This is a genomic window from Pseudoalteromonas sp. AWM4_233, from assembly GCF_056158285.1.
Genome location: NZ_JBSWSZ010000001.1, coordinates 3,203,850 through 3,220,370 on the forward strand (window position 1 = coordinate 3,203,850; position 16,521 = coordinate 3,220,370).

Sequence of the window (16,521 nt, forward strand, 5' to 3'; positions counted from 1 at the left end):
TTATTTGTGGTCTCCATAACCCCAACGTTTAGTGAGTGTATGTTCGATATTAAGGTGGTCTAAAATTCGCGCCACCATAAAGTCGACAAGGTCGTCGATCGATTCAGGTTTATGATAAAAACCCGGAGCCGCAGGCATGATGGTCACGCCCATCTGACTCAATTTGTGCATATTCTCTAAGTGAATTGAGCTAAATGGCGTTTCGCGAGGCACTAAAATCAGTTGCCCACGCTCTTTAATCACTACATCAGCCGCACGTTCTAATAAGTTATCTGATGCGCCTACCGCAATCGCCGATACAGAACCTGCGCTACATGGGCAAACCACCATTTTTTTCGGTGCCGCTGAACCAGAAGCCACCGGACTAAACCAGTTATCTTTACCAAATACTTTTACTTGCTCAGGCCCAGCTTTTACTAGCTCACTTAACTGTTCAGTACATTTCTGCTCATTGCCAGACAACTTTATATTTGATTCGGTATCAAGCACCACACGCGCAGCGCTCGAAATAAGCACATAAACTTGGTAGTTCATTGCCACCAGCACTTCGAGTAGACGAAGACCATAGGGTGCGCCCGATGCGCCACTAAAAGCCAGTGTAATGGCCTCTTTATACTGTTTCATTTTTAAACCTTTAAGCTCGACGTTGGCAACCTAGCTAAATTTAGCCTGCAACGCTGCCAATAATTTTTGATGTATACCTGCAAAACCACCATTACTCATGATAAGAATATGCTGGCCTGCCTGTGCGTTTGCACACACCTTCTCAATAATAGACTCAATCGTGCTATCGCACTCTCGCCCTGCTTCTTGGGCTTGGGCCTTCAACGACCAATCTAACCCTTCAGGTTCGAATAAATACGCTTTATCAGCTTGTTCAAGTGACGCCAACAAGGTTTGTTTGTGTACGCCCATTTTCATGGTGTTAGAACGAGGCTCTAAAATTGCAACGACCTCATCACTGCCTACTTTGGCTTTTAAGCCTGCCAAAGTGGTTTTAATTGCCGTTGGGTGATGTGCAAAGTCGTCGTAAATACGAATACCTGCTACTTCACCGATCAACTCCATGCGGCGTTTTGGTGATATAAACTCAGCTAAGGCATCAATCGACACCTCAACTGGAATGCCCACATGTCGCGCTGCGGCAATGGTCATCATGGCATTTTTCACATTGTGCTCACCAATTGCGTCCCACTTCACAACCCCTTGTACTTCATCATGTAAAAGCACTTCAAATTGTGAGCCGTCAGCTGAGAGTAAGTGATAGTCCCAATCGCCTTTTAACGTTTCTTGTTCACTCCAAAAGCCGCGCTCAACCACCTCTTGCAAGGCAATATCATCCGCCGGATAAATGGCTTTGCCTTTACCCGGTAAAGTACGAATAAGGTGATGGAACTGCGTTTGAATGGCGTTGAGATCCACAAAAATATCGGCATGATCAAATTCAAGGTTGTTCATGACCAACGTACGTGGCAGGTAATGTACAAACTTACTGCGTTTATCAAAAAAGGCCGTGTCGTATTCGTCAGCTTCAATCACAAAAAACGGCGTATCGCTGACACGTGCAGACACCCCAAAGTTTTGCACTATGCCACCAATTAAAAAACCAGGGCGCAAACCTGCGTATTCTAAAACCCAAGCTAACATACTCGCCGTTGTGGTTTTACCGTGTGTGCCCGCCACTGCCAATACCCAGCTGTCACACAGTAAATGATTCTTTAGCCACTCAGGACCTGAGGTGTAATTTAAGCCTTTCTCTAACACATACTCAACGCATGCATTACCACGGCTCATGGCATTGCCAATCACCACCATATCAGGCGCAGGGTCTAGCTGTTTAGGATCGTAACCTTGAGTGAGCTCAATACCCAATTCTTCAAGCTGAGTACTCATAGGCGGATAAACGTTTTGGTCTGAGCCTGTCACTTTATAACCCAAAGACTGAGCAATGGCCGCAATGCCGCCCATAAATGTGCCGCAAATACCTAAAATATGAATGTGTTTATTATTGTTGTTGCTCATAAACCAAGACCTTGGGTGAAGAATATATGGTTTGCCATATTAACGGAAATCACCATTATTGTGCGAATTAATTACAGAAACAGGTGCTATACCAACACTCTTAATTAATTGATCTATTTTGAGGCAAAAAAAACTTGTCGATAGTAAGGCAAAAATTTTGAAGTTTAGTTGTTCTAAATAAGAAATTTTTAACGTAGCTAGCGCCAGTTTTAGTCCCTAAAAATAATTAAGAATTATTGAGGGTTGGTATCCTATCAATACTGATTAAATATGGGCTGAATATATAAAAAAAATGCCAGTCTTAGACTGGCATCTTCTATCTTATATTTGTACCTGCTTTTTACAGCTAACGTTTGTTAAGCTGGAGCAACGAAAGCTAAAGCTTTCTTAGACACCATACTGATCGCGGTAGGCTTTAACTGCTTCTAAATGCTCGCCCATTGAGCCTTGCTCTTCTAGGTAAGTAATTAGGTCAGCAAGTTTCACGATTGATACCACTTGTGTACCAAAGTCACGCTCAACTTCTTGAATTGCAGATAACTCAGCTTTACCTTTTTCCTGGCGGTCTAGGGCAATTAAAACACCTGACAGATCAGCACCTGCCGCAGCAATGATTTCCATTGACTCACGAATAGCAGTACCCGCAGTGATCACGTCATCAACTAACATGATACGGCCTTCAAGTGGTGAACCTACTAAGCTACCGCCTTCACCATGGGTTTTTGCTTCTTTACGATTAAAGCAATACGGTACGTCTTTATTGTAGTGATCAGCAAGGGCTACAGCTGTCGTTGTCGCAATTGGAATACCTTTGTACGCAGGGCCAAATAGTAAGTCGTACTCAATGCCTGCATCTTCAAGTGCTGCTGCATAAAAACGACCTAAACGTGCCAAGTCACGACCTGTGTTGAATAGACCCGCGTTAAAGAAATAAGGGCTAGTACGGCCAGATTTTAAAGTGAACTCACCAAACTTTAATACCTGCTTCTCTAGAGCAAATTCAATAAACTCTTTTTGATATGCTTTCATGTCAACTTAACCCTACTTAAATTATGCCAATGCTTGTTTTTGAATATCGATGATTTCGCGGATTGAATGCTTCGCCAAACCTAACAACTCATCTAATTCTTCAAATGAGAACGGTTCGCCCTCAGCAGTACCTTGCACTTCAATCAGCTTGCCTGTTTCTGTCATGATCACATTCATATCAGTTTCAGCTTCTGAATCTTCTAGGTATTCAAGATCAGAAATCGCTTGGCCTTTGTAAACACCCACAGAAATCGCTGCAATCATAAACTTCAGTGGGTTATTGTTGATCATGCCTTTCGCACGCATGTTAGTCAGTGCATCAACCAATGCCACACATGCACCGCTGATAGACGCCGTACGCGTACCACCGTCAGCCTGAAGTACATCACAATCAATTGTAATGGTGTTTTCGCCAAGCGCTTTTAAATCAACAGCAGCACGAAGCGCGCGCGCAATTAAGCGTTGAATTTCCATTGTACGGCCGCCTTGCTTGCCTTTCGCAGCTTCGCGGTTATTACGCGTATGAGTAGAACGTGGCAACATACCGTATTCAGCTGTGATCCAACCTTTACCTTGGCCTTTCATAAAGCGAGGTACACCGGCTTCAACCGTTGCTGTACAAAGTACTTTTGTGTTTCCGAACTCAACCAGCACAGAGCCTTCGGCGTGCATAGTATAGTTACGGGTAAAGGTCACAGGCCTAATTTGATTTGCTGTTCTTTCACTTGGACGCATCCACGTTCCCCTATATTCAAAATTTTCAATATTATAAAGGGTCATGCGTTATCTTGCCACGGACATTTGTGTTAATTCGAGCTATAACTTACTCTCAACAAAAATGATGATTTTGTGACTGGGCAGAAATTGCACTTCAAACTGGCCTGCCCTGTAGCTATAATGCCATCGGTTTTAATTTTATGATTTTAGGAATCTTTACATGATCCACAGTATGACCGCCTACGCACGCCGAGAAGTTAAAGGTGAATGGGGCACAGGGGTTTGGGAAATCCGCTCAGTTAATCAGCGTTACCTAGAAACCTTTATCCGAGCACCTGAACAATTTCGCGGTATGGAGCCGGTAATACGCGAACGCCTTCGCAAGCACCTACAACGCGGCAAGGTTGAAGTATTCTTAAAGTTTGCAGCCAACCCAGCCCATGTTGGCGAATTGTCTATCAACGAGACTCTGGCACAACAGTTAATTAAAAGTGCCCAGTGGGTTCAGTCACAAAGCAATGGCGACCAAGCGGTAAGCACCATCAACCCAGTTGATATTTTACGTTGGCCGGGCGTGATGGAAGCCGAAGAAATCGATTTAGACACAGTAAACAGCGAGCTACTAGCTGGTTTTGATTTACTGGTTGAAGATTTCAAAGCGGCGCGTGCAAGTGAAGGTGAAAACCTTGAAGCCATGATCACGACACGTCTTGATGCCATCATCGAGCAAGTAGCGATTGTTGAGGGTCATATGCCAGAAGTGGCTAAATGGCAGCGCGACAAGCTAACCAGCCGTTTAGATGAACTTAAAACAGACATAGACGAAGGCCGCCTTGAGCAAGAACTGATTTACCTTGCGCAAAAACAAGACGTCGCTGAAGAGCTAGACCGTTTAAAGTCTCACGTTAAAGAAACAAACAAAATCTTAAAGAAAGGTGGCGCATGTGGCCGTCGCTTAGACTTTATGATGCAAGAGTTTAACCGTGAATCAAACACCCTAGCGTCAAAGTCAATCAATACTGAGATCACCAATGCAGCGGTTGAACTTAAAGTGTTAATTGAGCAGATGCGCGAGCAGATCCAGAATATTGAATAACGCTGTAATACTTTCAGCATATTACATAAAAGCCCAGATTATCTGGGCTTTTATAGTTTTCTTCAGTTATAAATTAGTACTAATCGAATAAAGCTCGTTTTAAATTCTAAAATCTGGATTCAAGAAATTAATTTACGATGTCAATTAAAGTACTAAAACCAGTGTCTAAATCGTGACACTTAGTTGACCTCAACTCACCATTATCGATTTTAAAACGCACCGTCTCTTTATTTGCCATTGCAATATATGCACGGCCTAGTAACTCATAACGGCGAGAGTGGTTTGCCTTTAATTTTGCGGTATCTTCATATTCAAACCAAATCCACACATCATTGTTTGGTTGAACTGTAATTGAGTCAATTTTATCTTCGCAAGTGACTACTTTTGCTTGTACAGAAGTTATAGAAACCAAGCATAGCGCTAAAGTTAATGCTAGTTTTTTCATTGCTTTTATCCTTAAATTAAAAAAACATGCTGAAAATCAGCGCTGAATATACTCAATAACTTTAGTGACAAAACAACTAAAAATTTATTAAACAATATTCGCAGTTTTACTTAAACTGAGTGACACATTTCATATTTTCTACAGATAAATGAAAGCGCTTTTTAGCCATTAACACCTCTACTACCAGCAGATTTAAAACTAATCCAATCAAACGGTCGTAGTCGTGTAGTACGCTGACAGCAACCTCTCCAATCGGGCTGCTTACATCGATAAACAGACTTAAAATCACTCCCAAGAATAGCGGTGTTACCACAGCTAAAGTGACGGCTACGGCGCGTGCCATCCATGCCTTATGGGCGGCGATGTTTTTCTTCATCGCAAACACAATCGCTGTACTGAAGCTAATACAAATAGTGATAGCCACAATCACCAAGGATATAAAACGCGCCCCTAAGTCTGTTGGTGAAAATACGAGGTGCATCCATACGCCAGATATTGCCATTAAGCACGCAGACACAACGGCCAAGCGCCCCATTACTCTGTGCATCTTAGGTCGAGTTATGCGTAATCGAGTTGAGAACTGAGTGGGTAATGAAAAGAAGAAAACAATACCGCTTACACCATGCACCAAAATTGCAGCTGAGAGTTCAAAATAACGGGCATTAATCAAACTTGATGCCTCAGCGATTGCATCTGGGCCGAGTAAGACCAGTGCGACAATAAAAATTGCAGGTATAGCGGGCAGGCCAATTAAGAAGAATAACAGGCTGACTACTTTCCAATTGCTTGGACTTTTTTTGTGATTACTTGTTTTTTGACTACAGTGTACTGCGTTTGAATTACTTGATGATGACGCGGCCTCACAGTGTGGGTCTACTAGCTGTGAGTCTCTTTGGTTTTTATTTGCAGTGATTAAGTTCATAACATTGCCTCGTTTCTCGTTTTGCTTGAGACAATCTTGTAATATCAATGTTAGTGTGTCGTTCAGGCCTATTGATTAAGACCATTTTTGAACTTCGCCTAACCAATAGAACACCACAAACATACAACTAACCAACTGTAAAGTAAGGATAAAAAAGGGTTACTTATATGCCAGCCGTTGATTTAAATTTACTGGCAATTAATATTGCGACTTTGAGTGTTTTATTCTTTAGCGCTAACTTACTGGTTGTTCGAACCGACAAAAACCACACTTATTTCCCGCTCGCTTTGAGTTTTATTGGCGTCGCGATTGTTATTTGCCAGCCAAGCCTAAAAGCACTTGCGCCCGCTTTACAGCTTTCAACCTTAACGCTGGCACTGCCTGCTTTATTACTGTTCGCGCCCTGCTTTTGGCTATATGTAAAAGGCTTAACACATGATGCACCTTGGCGATTTGAAAAAGCCGATGCACGGCATTTAGTTCTACCTGGGCTTGGGTTATTGATTAGCCTTATCACCTTTTTGCTACCCGCTGAGATTCATTACAATCTGCTTGGTAAGGGTGACATGGCGATACTCGAACAGACATCGGCACTGTTTAGAAACTTCATTTACGGATTGCTGATCGCCACATTTGTGCTGGTGTTGGGCTGGATTGCTCAGTCAGCGTTTTATCTGATTAAAATCATCAAGCGTCTAAAGCATTACAGAAGCCAATTAAAACAGGTATTTGCTTCGACCGAAGCGAAAGAGATCAGATGGCTAAGCGGTTTACTGCTGATTGTAGGCGTTGCTTGGGCTTTCGCAGCAGTGAATTTATTACTCGATAATTTGTTTATCGCCAGTGAATTTACACAAGATACCTTTCAGTTTGTTTTGCTCATTACGGTTTGCTTTGTCGCCACTTGGGGATTAAGACAAAAACCAGGCTTTGAAGAGCTATTCTCTAACGAGTCTGTCGATTTTGAACATCAAGCGTCTTTTGCTTTGGATAATGAAAACAGCCAAATTAAAGAATCTGAAAATGTTTCTTCTGAGAAATATAAACGCTCTGCACTCACTGCTGAGATGGCAGGAAACATCGCACAGAAAATGGAAACAGCAATGACCTCGGAGCAGCTTTATTTAGATGCAAACCTCTCTTTACCAAAACTTGCCAAACACATTCATACATCGCCTAATTATATTTCGCAAACGCTCAATGAAACCTTAGCGACCAACTTTTTTGATTATGTGAATCATAAACGCATTGTGGCTGCACAAAAGCTGCTATTAGAGTCAGAACTAACGGTTTTAGATATCGCTATGCAAGTGGGCTTTAATTCTAAATCAGCGTTTTATAGTGCATTCAAAAAATACTCTCAATTAACACCAAGTCAATTCAAGCAACAGTCAAAATAAATAAGCACTTAACCAAATTAGACGCAAAGATACCTGCGGTGTGCAATAAACTGAAAATTGCATTCAGATACCACCTAATGGGAGATTTAAAATAAATTATTTTATAAAAAAACTATTTAACTCCCCTCAACAGTGTCCAATAAGAAAACTCGTTAAGACTGCATATTTCAATAGTGGGAGAAAAATAAAGGTTAATTTGACAGGTAATAAATAATCATAACTGCACATTTACTCTCGCAATATTTACATTATTGCAGGCCTTTTTGGATAAAAATAAAACAGTCCATTTAACTACAAGAAACAATAATTATTTTTATTCGACAAAAGTATAATGCGCTCACCTCACGAACACAGAGAATAGTTAACCTGCTGTTTAGCATAAAAATTCTCAACCCTTTCGGCAGACCTAAATCATTTTTGAGTTTTTTCGATTAACGCAGTTAAAAAGCAAAAGTCCCTATTTTTTATACTGTTATTTTTCGTATTTTTTATTGTTAAGATGCCCGCGTTTTTTACTTACAGAATTAGGAAGGACTTAGGATGAAGTTAAAAAATACCTTTATCGCTTTTTGTGCCACGGCCAGTTTAGTGGCCTGTAATAGTATTTCGTCAAACTCAACACCGCTTTCTGCAGCCGCTCTAAGCGCTGAGCAAGCAGCTACCACAGTGGTATTTATTCATGGCGCGCATTTGCGAGGCTCTGCTTGGCAGCCTGTTGCAACTGAACTGGAAAGTGCACAAATTGCATCACATATTCTAGATTTACCCGGACGTGATAATACTGTTACGCCATCAAGCATTACCTTAAACCACGCAGCAAAGGCACTGTGTGAGCGAACGAATGCACTACCTCAGCCTCAAGTTTGGGTTATGCACAGTCAAGGTGGCGCGGTTGCTCACGAAGCACTCGCATCATGCAATAAGGCTGAGATCAGTAACTTAATCTATGTCAGTGCCGTCGCGCCTATCGAGGGAGCGAAACCTTTTGCACTGCTAAACAAAGACGATGAAGACAATTACTTCAAAGGGGTCACCTATAAAGACGGTTGGATGAAAATCACCAACCAAGCTGAATATGTTGCGTCATTTACCAACACCCAATCTCATTCTCTTAAGACAAAAGTTTGGTCACAATCTGTCGATGAACCTGCTGTCACGGGCGAAGGCAAAGTGTACTTAAACAAAACTAAGTTAGACGCAATTCCAAAAGCCTATGTATTTGCGAAAGAAGATAAAATCATCTCATATGCGACACAACAAAAGATTGCTCAATCTATAGGTGCGACAAAAACCTACAGTATTACGTCTGGTCATTTGCCTATGATCACGCAACCTGTGGCTTTGGCAGATGCGATTAAATCAGCGTTAACACTGTAATTTTTAAATAAACTTAATCAATCGTTAAAAGGACTTTTTAATGATGAATAATACTCTTGCCCATAGTGGCAAGCCTATGGCGCTATTGAAAAGTGTCAGGGCACTTGCTGCCCAAAGTTTACCGAAAACGCCTTCTGTTACTATTGTTGGAGGTGGTATTGCGGGATTAACCAGCGCCTACGAGTTACTAAGACTCGGTGCAAAAGTGACCATCATTGAGGCTGATCCTGGCCATATCGGTGGTCGCGTTAGAACCTTACGAGAATCTGATACGCTTTATGCCGAATTAGGCGCAATGCGTATTCCAACACATCATCAGCTATCACGTCATTACATCGCTGAAATGGGCTTAAAGCTAAGACCATTTGTACAGGATAATGCCAGAGCCCACGCGATGATCCGTGGCCAAAAAGTGGCTCGGAGCGCTGAAGGTTTTGAACGCCTAAAGCAGGCCTTCGATCTGACCCCTAAAGAGCGCAACATGAGCGTAGATGATATGTGGGATCTTGCAGTCACTGAAGTACTCAATACTTTATCGGATAAAGAAAAGCAGTCCCTATATGACAAAGAGTTAAGTACTGACAGACTGAAAACACTCGATGCTATGTCGCTAAAAGATGCCTTTAAGCAAGCGGGATTAAGTTCAGAGGCCTTGGAGTATGTTTCGTCAATTTATGGGGTTTCGACCTTACTACATACTGCTTTTTCAGAGCATTTACGCGAGCAGCTTGAGCGAGTTTGGTTTGAAGGCTTTGACGAAATCGTCGGCGGTACGGATTTACTCGCACAACGTCTTTATCAAAGTATTGCAGGTAAAGTTAATTTTCTGGCGGGTGCCAAAGTCGTCGATATTAACAATCAAACCGATAAAGTATCTGTGTGTTACCAGTCTAGAGATAGAAACAAACACACCATAGAGTCTGATTATGCTATTTGTACACTGCCTTTTGGTGTATTGGGCAAAATCGACTTCCATAACAGCATAAACCCAAAGAAAGCGCGTGCATTTGCACAAGTACACTATGATTCAGCCACTAAAGTGTTGATCAGAACAAAAAATCGTTTTTGGGAGCTAAAAGAAGGGATCTATGGTGGTAGCACCATCTATGATGTCGGCCTAGGACACACTTGGTACCCAGCTGATAATGCCATCGCCAAAGATACTTTGATATCAAACTCGGCAAGTTACCTACTCGCCTCTTATACCTGGGGCCAACACGCACGCCGTGTTGATACGCTCAATAACTTCGAGCTTAAAGAGCTGATTTATACTGAGCTGAAAAAAGTACACCCCTATATCACACGAGATGACATTTTAAGTGTCTTGCGATGGAGCTGGAGTAACCATACTCACTCAGCGGGTGCCTATGCTTTTTTCAACCCCAGAGATCATCAAGATTATTATGCACTCATGCGTGAACCTGAGCAGCGCTTATGCTTCGCGGGTGAGCATTGCTCTGTTTATCACTCTTGGATCCAAGGCGCGTTAGTCTCAGCGCTTGAGGCCGTGCAATACATTCACAAACACGCTTAAATTTTTTACCAATTAAAGTAGTAAGCCAAAGATAAGTTTTGGTAATAAGGAAATATCATGTCTTATACAGTCGCTGAGTTTATTACACTCAGACTTAAACAATTAGGGTGTCACCATGTTTTTGGTGTGCCGGGTACATCATGTTCAGATTTTATCGACAGCTTAGTTGCCGATCCTGACATGCACTTCATCAATACCGTTAATGAACTAGAAGCAGGTTATGCCGCAGACGGATATGGCCGACAAGGCGCGTTAGGTGCTGTTTCAGTTGCGTATGGTGTAGGTACGTTAAGTATGGCCAACGGCATTGCCAGTGCATTAACAGAGCGCGTGCCTCTGGCGGTGATCAACGGCGGTCCAACCGATAAAGACTTAAGCCTTGAGGCCGAATACGATGTGTTATTCTCGCACTCAACCGGGTTTGGTAAAACCGATTTACACGTGTTCAAAGAGCTGACGCTCGCCGCTGAAGAGATCCGTGAATTAGACGGTGCTGCAGATAGAATAGATGCTTTGCTGATCACTGCGTTAGAGCAATCTGGTCCTGTCTATATCGAGATCCCTCAAGATTTGTGGAAAAAGCCGATTGGTCACTTCTCTGCGAACTTAAGCTATTCAGCAAAACGCCACACTGCGGGTAAGCAGCAGTTTGTCCGCGCCCTTGAAGACAGACTAGCGCATGCTCAAAAGCCTGTGGTGTTATTAGGAGCTGAACTAGTTAGATTTGGTCTAATTGATGAGGCAATGCAATTTGTTGAATCTCAAGGACTGCCTTTCTATACCACCTTGCTGTCTAAGTCTTTAGTAAGTGAGTCACACCCTCTGTTTTGCGGTGTGTATGACAGTGATTTAGCTCCTTCAACCATAACACAGGGTGTTGAATCATCTGACTGTGTGATTGCACTTGGTTGCTTGTTTGGCATTGATCACCGTTATATGGTTATCTCACTGAAAGAGAAGCTGATCCGTGTGGCATTTAATAAAGCCATGGTAGGCAGCCATGTACTACCAAAACTCTCTTTGGGCGCAGCAATAGAAGCCATCAATACGTTGCAACCCCTTAACTCACAAGGTAACACCGTACCCAGTGTCGCCGGATTAAGTTATCAGCAACGCCGAGAGCAATGGCAAAGCAAATTTGCCAGCGATCCATATTCAGGCACTTTGGGGCATGATGGAATTTTTGCTGCCATCGGGGATTTCTTAAATACTACCCATGCGCCATATTACATTAGTTTAGATACCTGTTTGGCAAGCTTCCCGGGCGCGGATATACCAGTGACCGATACACAATGCTTCTTAGCTAACCCGATTTGGCTTTCAATTGGTCAGGGCACTCCCGCCGCCATTGGTAGTTATTTTGCAACGGGCAAACGACCGCTTATTGTAACTGGTGACGGTGGGTTCCAAATGGTGTCACAGGCATTCTCATCCTTTGTACAAAACAATATCCCAGCCATTATTGTCATTGTTGATAATGGATCATATGCGATAGAGCAGTTCTTAATTGACGGTTCGTTCTTTACTGAGCCTGGTAAAGCACCATTAGATTACGTGATGCTCAACGGTTGGAAATACGAAAATATGCCGCATGTATACAACGGCGGCATTGGCCTTCGAGTAAATACCTATGAAGATCTACTTGGTGCACTGCAACATGCGCATGCCCGTGATGATCAACCTTGTGTGATCGCAGCACAGATCCCAATGAAAGATCTCCCAGCTGAAAACCGTGCCTTTTTAGGTATTTAATCAAAATCGGCCGGTAAAACATCATACCGGCCACGTTAACACAAGGGTAAAAGGATGACATTGTCGCGACGCGCTTTTTTAAAAAGCGGTTTTGCTGCTGCCGGATTAACCAGTCTTGATGCGTTTGCTTCGCCTTGGATAAGGGCCTTGCTCAATGAATCAAATAGCTACCATGCGTTGTATTTAAATAAGTATTTATTTAATGATTTTACTGCGTTATTGGCAAAGCAACTGCACTTATATCAAGATGCTGAAATACACACTCAAGCATTAAAGTGTGCGGCAAACATGCAAAGTGAAGCGCTGATATACCAGCGTTTGTCGGCTATTCTAGCCAGCAGTAACCTCAATATACAGTTGCTTAATATGCATCGTTTGCAAGATCAGCAAGTGCGCTTCAGCCAATATTTAACGGAGTTAATTCAGCATCAACGGTTCTCTGGGTATATCAGCTTTGGTCTACCCAATAGTGAGTTTGATCCAATCAATCACTTGCCATTTTTTAATGGTGCAACTTATACCATGACGCACACCTTAAGCGAGCAATATACACCATTGCCACGAGCGGATTTCACTGGAGTAATTCATCCAACAGAGCTATTCACTCAAGCAAGTCATATAAATGCGCCTAAGGCTGAGTTAGCCGCTATTTATAATGGCCCTCACAGCTATTCAAGCAATGAGTTTACTCACATGATGCTCAATATAAAGCAGCACATGCCCTCTGGTGGCAAGTTAATCATGCCGATATTCGACGTGCAACACACCGCACAGAAACATCTGGTCTCGGTATTTAATGATTGGCAAAACTTACTACATGGTCGCTCGTGGCAGAGCGCACAAACGCATAGAAACAGACTGCAATCTTTAGACGCATGGCATAGAGAAATGGCGGTCTATGGCTACAAAGTGCATAAGGTTATTCCGCTCGAAGAAAGCACTATGCTGCCGGAATATCTCAGTATTTACGAAAAGGTTTAAATATTATGGAACCATCAAATAACAAAGGACTATCAAGACGTGCTTTCTTAAAAGGCACCGGTGCAGGAATGGGATTGTTAGCCAGCAGCATGCCCAGCTTTGCACTCGACAACGTGTTTAACAATCACAATGGCGGGGTTGCCACCGCACAATTAAAAAACGCAGGACTATTGGAGCAAGCACAAACCAACATGCTCTTCAACCAATTAACGGATGCGCTTAATTTCAAACAATCTGAAACTGATAAAGTACTCATTATCTTAGGGCAAGTGAGTGAAAAAGCATTCCCTTATAGTGTTGATCATAAATTAGTAAGCGCTTGTTTGACACGCTTACAATCAAAAGGCATCAACAGAAAACGCATTACTATTGCCTATCATACGCCAGAGGGGCTAGCGAATAATTCTCCATTGCTTAAAGCGATTGCAGACCCTCAAACAGATAAGCAGTTTCATAAAGCGCAACTTGTGAATGTTGCTAATAATCGTGACTGGTCGACTCTGACTATGCCCAAAGCGTTACCAGATGTGAAAGTACTGGCGCAGGCAAGGCAAGCCGATCATATTCTATTTTTAGATCAGCTTACTGATAAAGAAGGATTGATACATTCCCCGCAAAATGGATTAGCTAACGTTTTATTTGAAGCACAGTCTTTAGAGAAATATCGTAATCGGCTTGATGGCTTATTTGCGATGCGCGACATACAAGAAACCATCTCAAATAAGGTACGTTTACTCGCTTACAATACCTCTCGATTTATTGCGCATTCTCCTGAATCAGGTGTACACATGCATCATGTTCATCCGGGTATGCTGGCTATCTCAAATGATATTACAAGCCATCAATTATTCGCTGAAAACTACTTGCATAGTGTATTGAATAACACGCCTAAACTCAGACATAGCGCGCAAACACTTAATTGGTTTCAATCTGGCGTGAGTCGTGACCCTATGACCATTGAGCAAATAGAAAAGACCATGCAAAAATCTGGAGTGATGCTGAATAAAGTGCAGTTAGTCTAGGTCGTCATTTACAGCAGCAGGGTTTTGTTCTGAGTTGCTTTTGTCGGGCTAAAGCCACGACCTACAGAGCAAATTAACATGTACGATGTAGGTCGTCATTTATGGCGACAAGGGTTTTGCCCTAAGCTACTTTTGCCGGGCTAAAGCCGAGACCTACCACACAGCCAGAATGTAGGCGCGATTTTGCATCGCGCTTTTTTATGACAAACCGAGACTTTGCCTCACTTGTAACATTTGTTGCTGTAACTTCGACTGGATCTCACTCACTTGCTGGCTCGAACTATTTACTTGGTCTTTCATACTCAACATAGCTTGACTGAAATCATCCACCAAACCACTTTGCTGTTGAGCAAGCTCCATAGCATGGCTCGCTACTTGGTTAGCGGTTTGCGCACTTTCTGCCACCCCTTCAGAATTACGCTTTAACTCTTGCGCATGTTCAGTCTGCGCTTGCGCATCTTGTGATAACGCGCCCATTTGCTCAGATACTTTTTTAGAGTTTTCGCCTAGGGTGTTTAACTGCTGATGAATGTCAGACAATGAATCTTGCGTTTGTTGCGCTAGCTTTCTCACTTCATCGGCAACAACGGCAAACCCACGGCCATGCTCACCCGCTCGCGCCGATTCTATGGCTGCATTTAATGCTAATAAATTAGTTTGCTCCGCAATGGTACGGATCATTTCAACCACAGTACCTACGTCTGAAACACCCTTCAATAATTCATTTAAGCTATCTTGCCCTTGCTCTACACGCTGCTCTGTTGAAGAGCTCGCCTCTAGCATGGCATCGGCAAATTGCACACTGTGTGACATGGCTTCAAAGGTACTATTGGCATTATCAGAAACTTGAGTATTAATATCGTTGGCTTGCTCGCCTAAATCTCTAATATTGTGCAATAGCCCCTGAGTTTGCTCGACTTGATTATAAGTGTTTTCAGATTGCTGACTTATCTGTGACAGGTTTTGACTCATCTGGGCCATAAACTCATTTACAAGCGACAACATCTCTTGGCGCTCTTGTGCTTCTAGTTGTTGGCGCTGAATGAGCTGATTAAAGTAACCGGCTATCTCACCCACTTCTGTATCTGGGTTTTTACTGTGGATTTGCTTCATTTCATTTGAATTGATCAAATCAGCAAAGCCATCTCTGAGTTGTCGTAATGGATTAAGTACCTGACTAAGCTGCACAAAGTACACACCTACGGCAAGCAAAATCAGCAATCCGATTGCTACACTAAATAATACCAAAACATTCAATTTTAAATCGTCTTGGCTGGCTTTTAAGTCACTTTCAGCCGATAGCACAATATCGATAATCGTCTGAATATCTGCTCGAAGTGCTTTTGTACCCGCTTGGCGAGATTGTGATTGCGCAAAGGTATTTTGTACGTCTTTACCAAAACGATTCGCCCAACTAGAAAGCTCTGATTTGATTTCATCAGCTAAGTCTTCTGCTTCTTCGCCAAAAAACAACGCGTCTTCGTCGACTTCGCTCATAACCCCTAGGTTTTCTAAACGCTCGATGTTATTGGCGATAGATTGCAAAGTCGAAATGGTATTTTGTAGGCTCTTTTGCGTATTTGCATCCGGGTTGATTGATAAGTGATAGGTAAAAATACTCAGTTGGTTCACTGCTTGAAAGTAATCAGACGCTAACGCGTAATATTGTTTTTTGACAGGGCTGTCATTGGCTTTCGACGCATAACTAATTAAAGAAGCGGCTGAACCACTCATTTGCCTTAAAGCATTATCAAGTAATGCCATTTCATTGCCAGACAATTTACCTATCGCACGATACTTTCCGTTAATATCAGCATCCAATGCATCTAACTTATTGCTCATGGTCGCAGCCAGGTCATCAGGCAATTGAGCAATATAGTCTTGCTTGAGCCTATTAATTATGTCAGAAGATTCTGTTAAGTACTGACTATCTCCGCTGCTAAGATAGCTTTCAATGCTACCTGATAGCTCCACCAGCACAGTATTTTTGAGTTGGTTATATCCTGTGTTCTGCTGATCTAGTGTATTTAATAAATTCGACGCCCAAAACAACACGCCAGCTAAAAATAAACTTGCCGACGTTAGCAAAATTGCTAGCCATCGAGTAAAAGCAGAAACACGCATAACACCCCCTTTGTTTCAAATTTCGGCGCTAGCGTATTACCCTTTTATGACAGTTTGATGTAATTTGTTCAACAAGAGAGCGAACTAAGTAAAAAGCATA

14 protein-coding genes are annotated in these 16,521 nt (G+C 42.4%); 7 read left to right on the forward strand and 7 right to left on the reverse strand.

Annotated features, from left to right (window positions below):
- The 4 genes from ACXAC4_RS14535 to rph all read right to left on the reverse strand — a co-directional run bounded on the left by ACXAC4_RS14535 (position 1) and on the right by rph (position 3,786).
- Positions 1-624, reverse strand: a complete 624-nt coding sequence (locus ACXAC4_RS14535) for a flavin prenyltransferase UbiX (RefSeq protein ID WP_130255467.1) — start codon at positions 622-624, stop codon at positions 1-3.
- Between the two features lie 30 nt (positions 625-654).
- A complete protein-coding gene (gene mpl, locus ACXAC4_RS14540) occupies positions 655-2,022 on the reverse strand; it encodes a UDP-N-acetylmuramate:L-alanyl-gamma-D-glutamyl-meso-diaminopimelate ligase (RefSeq protein ID WP_475162843.1) in 1,368 nt (455 codons plus the stop codon).
- Positions 2,023-2,409: 387 nt separating this feature from the next.
- Positions 2,410-3,051: an orotate phosphoribosyltransferase gene (gene pyrE, locus ACXAC4_RS14545; protein ID WP_138477972.1), complete on the reverse strand. Its 642-nt coding sequence runs from the start codon at positions 3,049-3,051 to the stop codon at positions 2,410-2,412.
- 21 nt (positions 3,052-3,072) lie between these two features.
- On the reverse strand, positions 3,073-3,786 hold the full coding sequence (rph, locus tag ACXAC4_RS14550) for a ribonuclease PH (protein ID WP_058031002.1): 714 nt from the start codon (positions 3,784-3,786) through the stop codon (positions 3,073-3,075).
- A 202-nt stretch (positions 3,787-3,988) separates the two neighbouring features.
- Here rph and ACXAC4_RS14555 point away from each other — a divergent pair, with 202 nt between their 5' ends.
- Positions 3,989-4,864 carry a YicC/YloC family endoribonuclease gene (locus ACXAC4_RS14555; protein WP_138477970.1) on the forward strand — a complete coding sequence of 292 codons (876 nt, stop codon included), beginning with the start codon at positions 3,989-3,991 and terminating at the stop codon, positions 4,862-4,864.
- A gap of 127 nt (positions 4,865-4,991) precedes the next feature.
- On the opposite strand, the gene ACXAC4_RS14560 is transcribed toward ACXAC4_RS14555, so the two are convergent.
- Positions 4,992-5,309 carry a hypothetical protein gene (locus ACXAC4_RS14560; protein WP_058031004.1) on the reverse strand — a complete coding sequence of 106 codons (318 nt, stop codon included), beginning with the start codon at positions 5,307-5,309 and terminating at the stop codon, positions 4,992-4,994.
- A 106-nt stretch (positions 5,310-5,415) separates the two neighbouring features.
- Positions 5,416-6,231, reverse strand: a complete 816-nt coding sequence (locus ACXAC4_RS14565; RefSeq protein WP_475162846.1) for a DUF2306 domain-containing protein — start codon at positions 6,229-6,231, stop codon at positions 5,416-5,418.
- A 167-nt stretch (positions 6,232-6,398) separates the two neighbouring features.
- Between ACXAC4_RS14565 and ACXAC4_RS14570 the strand changes: the two genes are divergently transcribed.
- The 6 genes from ACXAC4_RS14570 (at position 6,399) to ACXAC4_RS14595 (ending at position 14,297) form a co-directional block, all read left to right on the forward strand.
- On the forward strand, positions 6,399-7,631 hold the full coding sequence (locus ACXAC4_RS14570) for a helix-turn-helix transcriptional regulator (protein ID WP_475162849.1): 1,233 nt from the start codon (positions 6,399-6,401) through the stop codon (positions 7,629-7,631).
- Positions 7,632-8,171: 540 nt separating this feature from the next.
- Positions 8,172-9,008: an alpha/beta hydrolase gene (locus tag ACXAC4_RS14575; RefSeq protein ID WP_475162850.1), complete on the forward strand. Its 837-nt coding sequence runs from the start codon at positions 8,172-8,174 to the stop codon at positions 9,006-9,008.
- A gap of 40 nt (positions 9,009-9,048) precedes the next feature.
- Positions 9,049-10,542 (forward strand): flavin monoamine oxidase family protein, encoded by a 1,494-nt coding sequence (locus ACXAC4_RS14580; RefSeq protein ID WP_475162854.1) that lies wholly within the window; start codon positions 9,049-9,051, stop codon positions 10,540-10,542.
- Positions 10,543-10,599: 57 nt separating this feature from the next.
- Positions 10,600-12,294 carry a thiamine pyrophosphate-binding protein gene (locus ACXAC4_RS14585; RefSeq protein WP_475162855.1) on the forward strand — a complete coding sequence of 565 codons (1,695 nt, stop codon included), beginning with the start codon at positions 10,600-10,602 and terminating at the stop codon, positions 12,292-12,294.
- A 54-nt stretch (positions 12,295-12,348) separates the two neighbouring features.
- The gene (locus tag ACXAC4_RS14590; protein ID WP_475162859.1) at positions 12,349-13,275 is read left to right on the forward strand and encodes a hypothetical protein; all 927 of its coding nucleotides are present in this window, start codon (positions 12,349-12,351) and stop codon (positions 13,273-13,275) included.
- Between the two features lie 5 nt (positions 13,276-13,280).
- The gene (locus ACXAC4_RS14595; RefSeq protein ID WP_475162862.1) at positions 13,281-14,297 is read left to right on the forward strand and encodes a hypothetical protein; all 1,017 of its coding nucleotides are present in this window, start codon (positions 13,281-13,283) and stop codon (positions 14,295-14,297) included.
- Positions 14,298-14,495: 198 nt separating this feature from the next.
- On the opposite strand, the gene ACXAC4_RS14600 is transcribed toward ACXAC4_RS14595, so the two are convergent.
- Positions 14,496-16,421 (reverse strand): methyl-accepting chemotaxis protein, encoded by a 1,926-nt coding sequence (locus ACXAC4_RS14600; RefSeq protein ID WP_475162865.1) that lies wholly within the window; start codon positions 16,419-16,421, stop codon positions 14,496-14,498.
- Between the last annotated feature and the right edge of the window lie 100 nt (positions 16,422-16,521).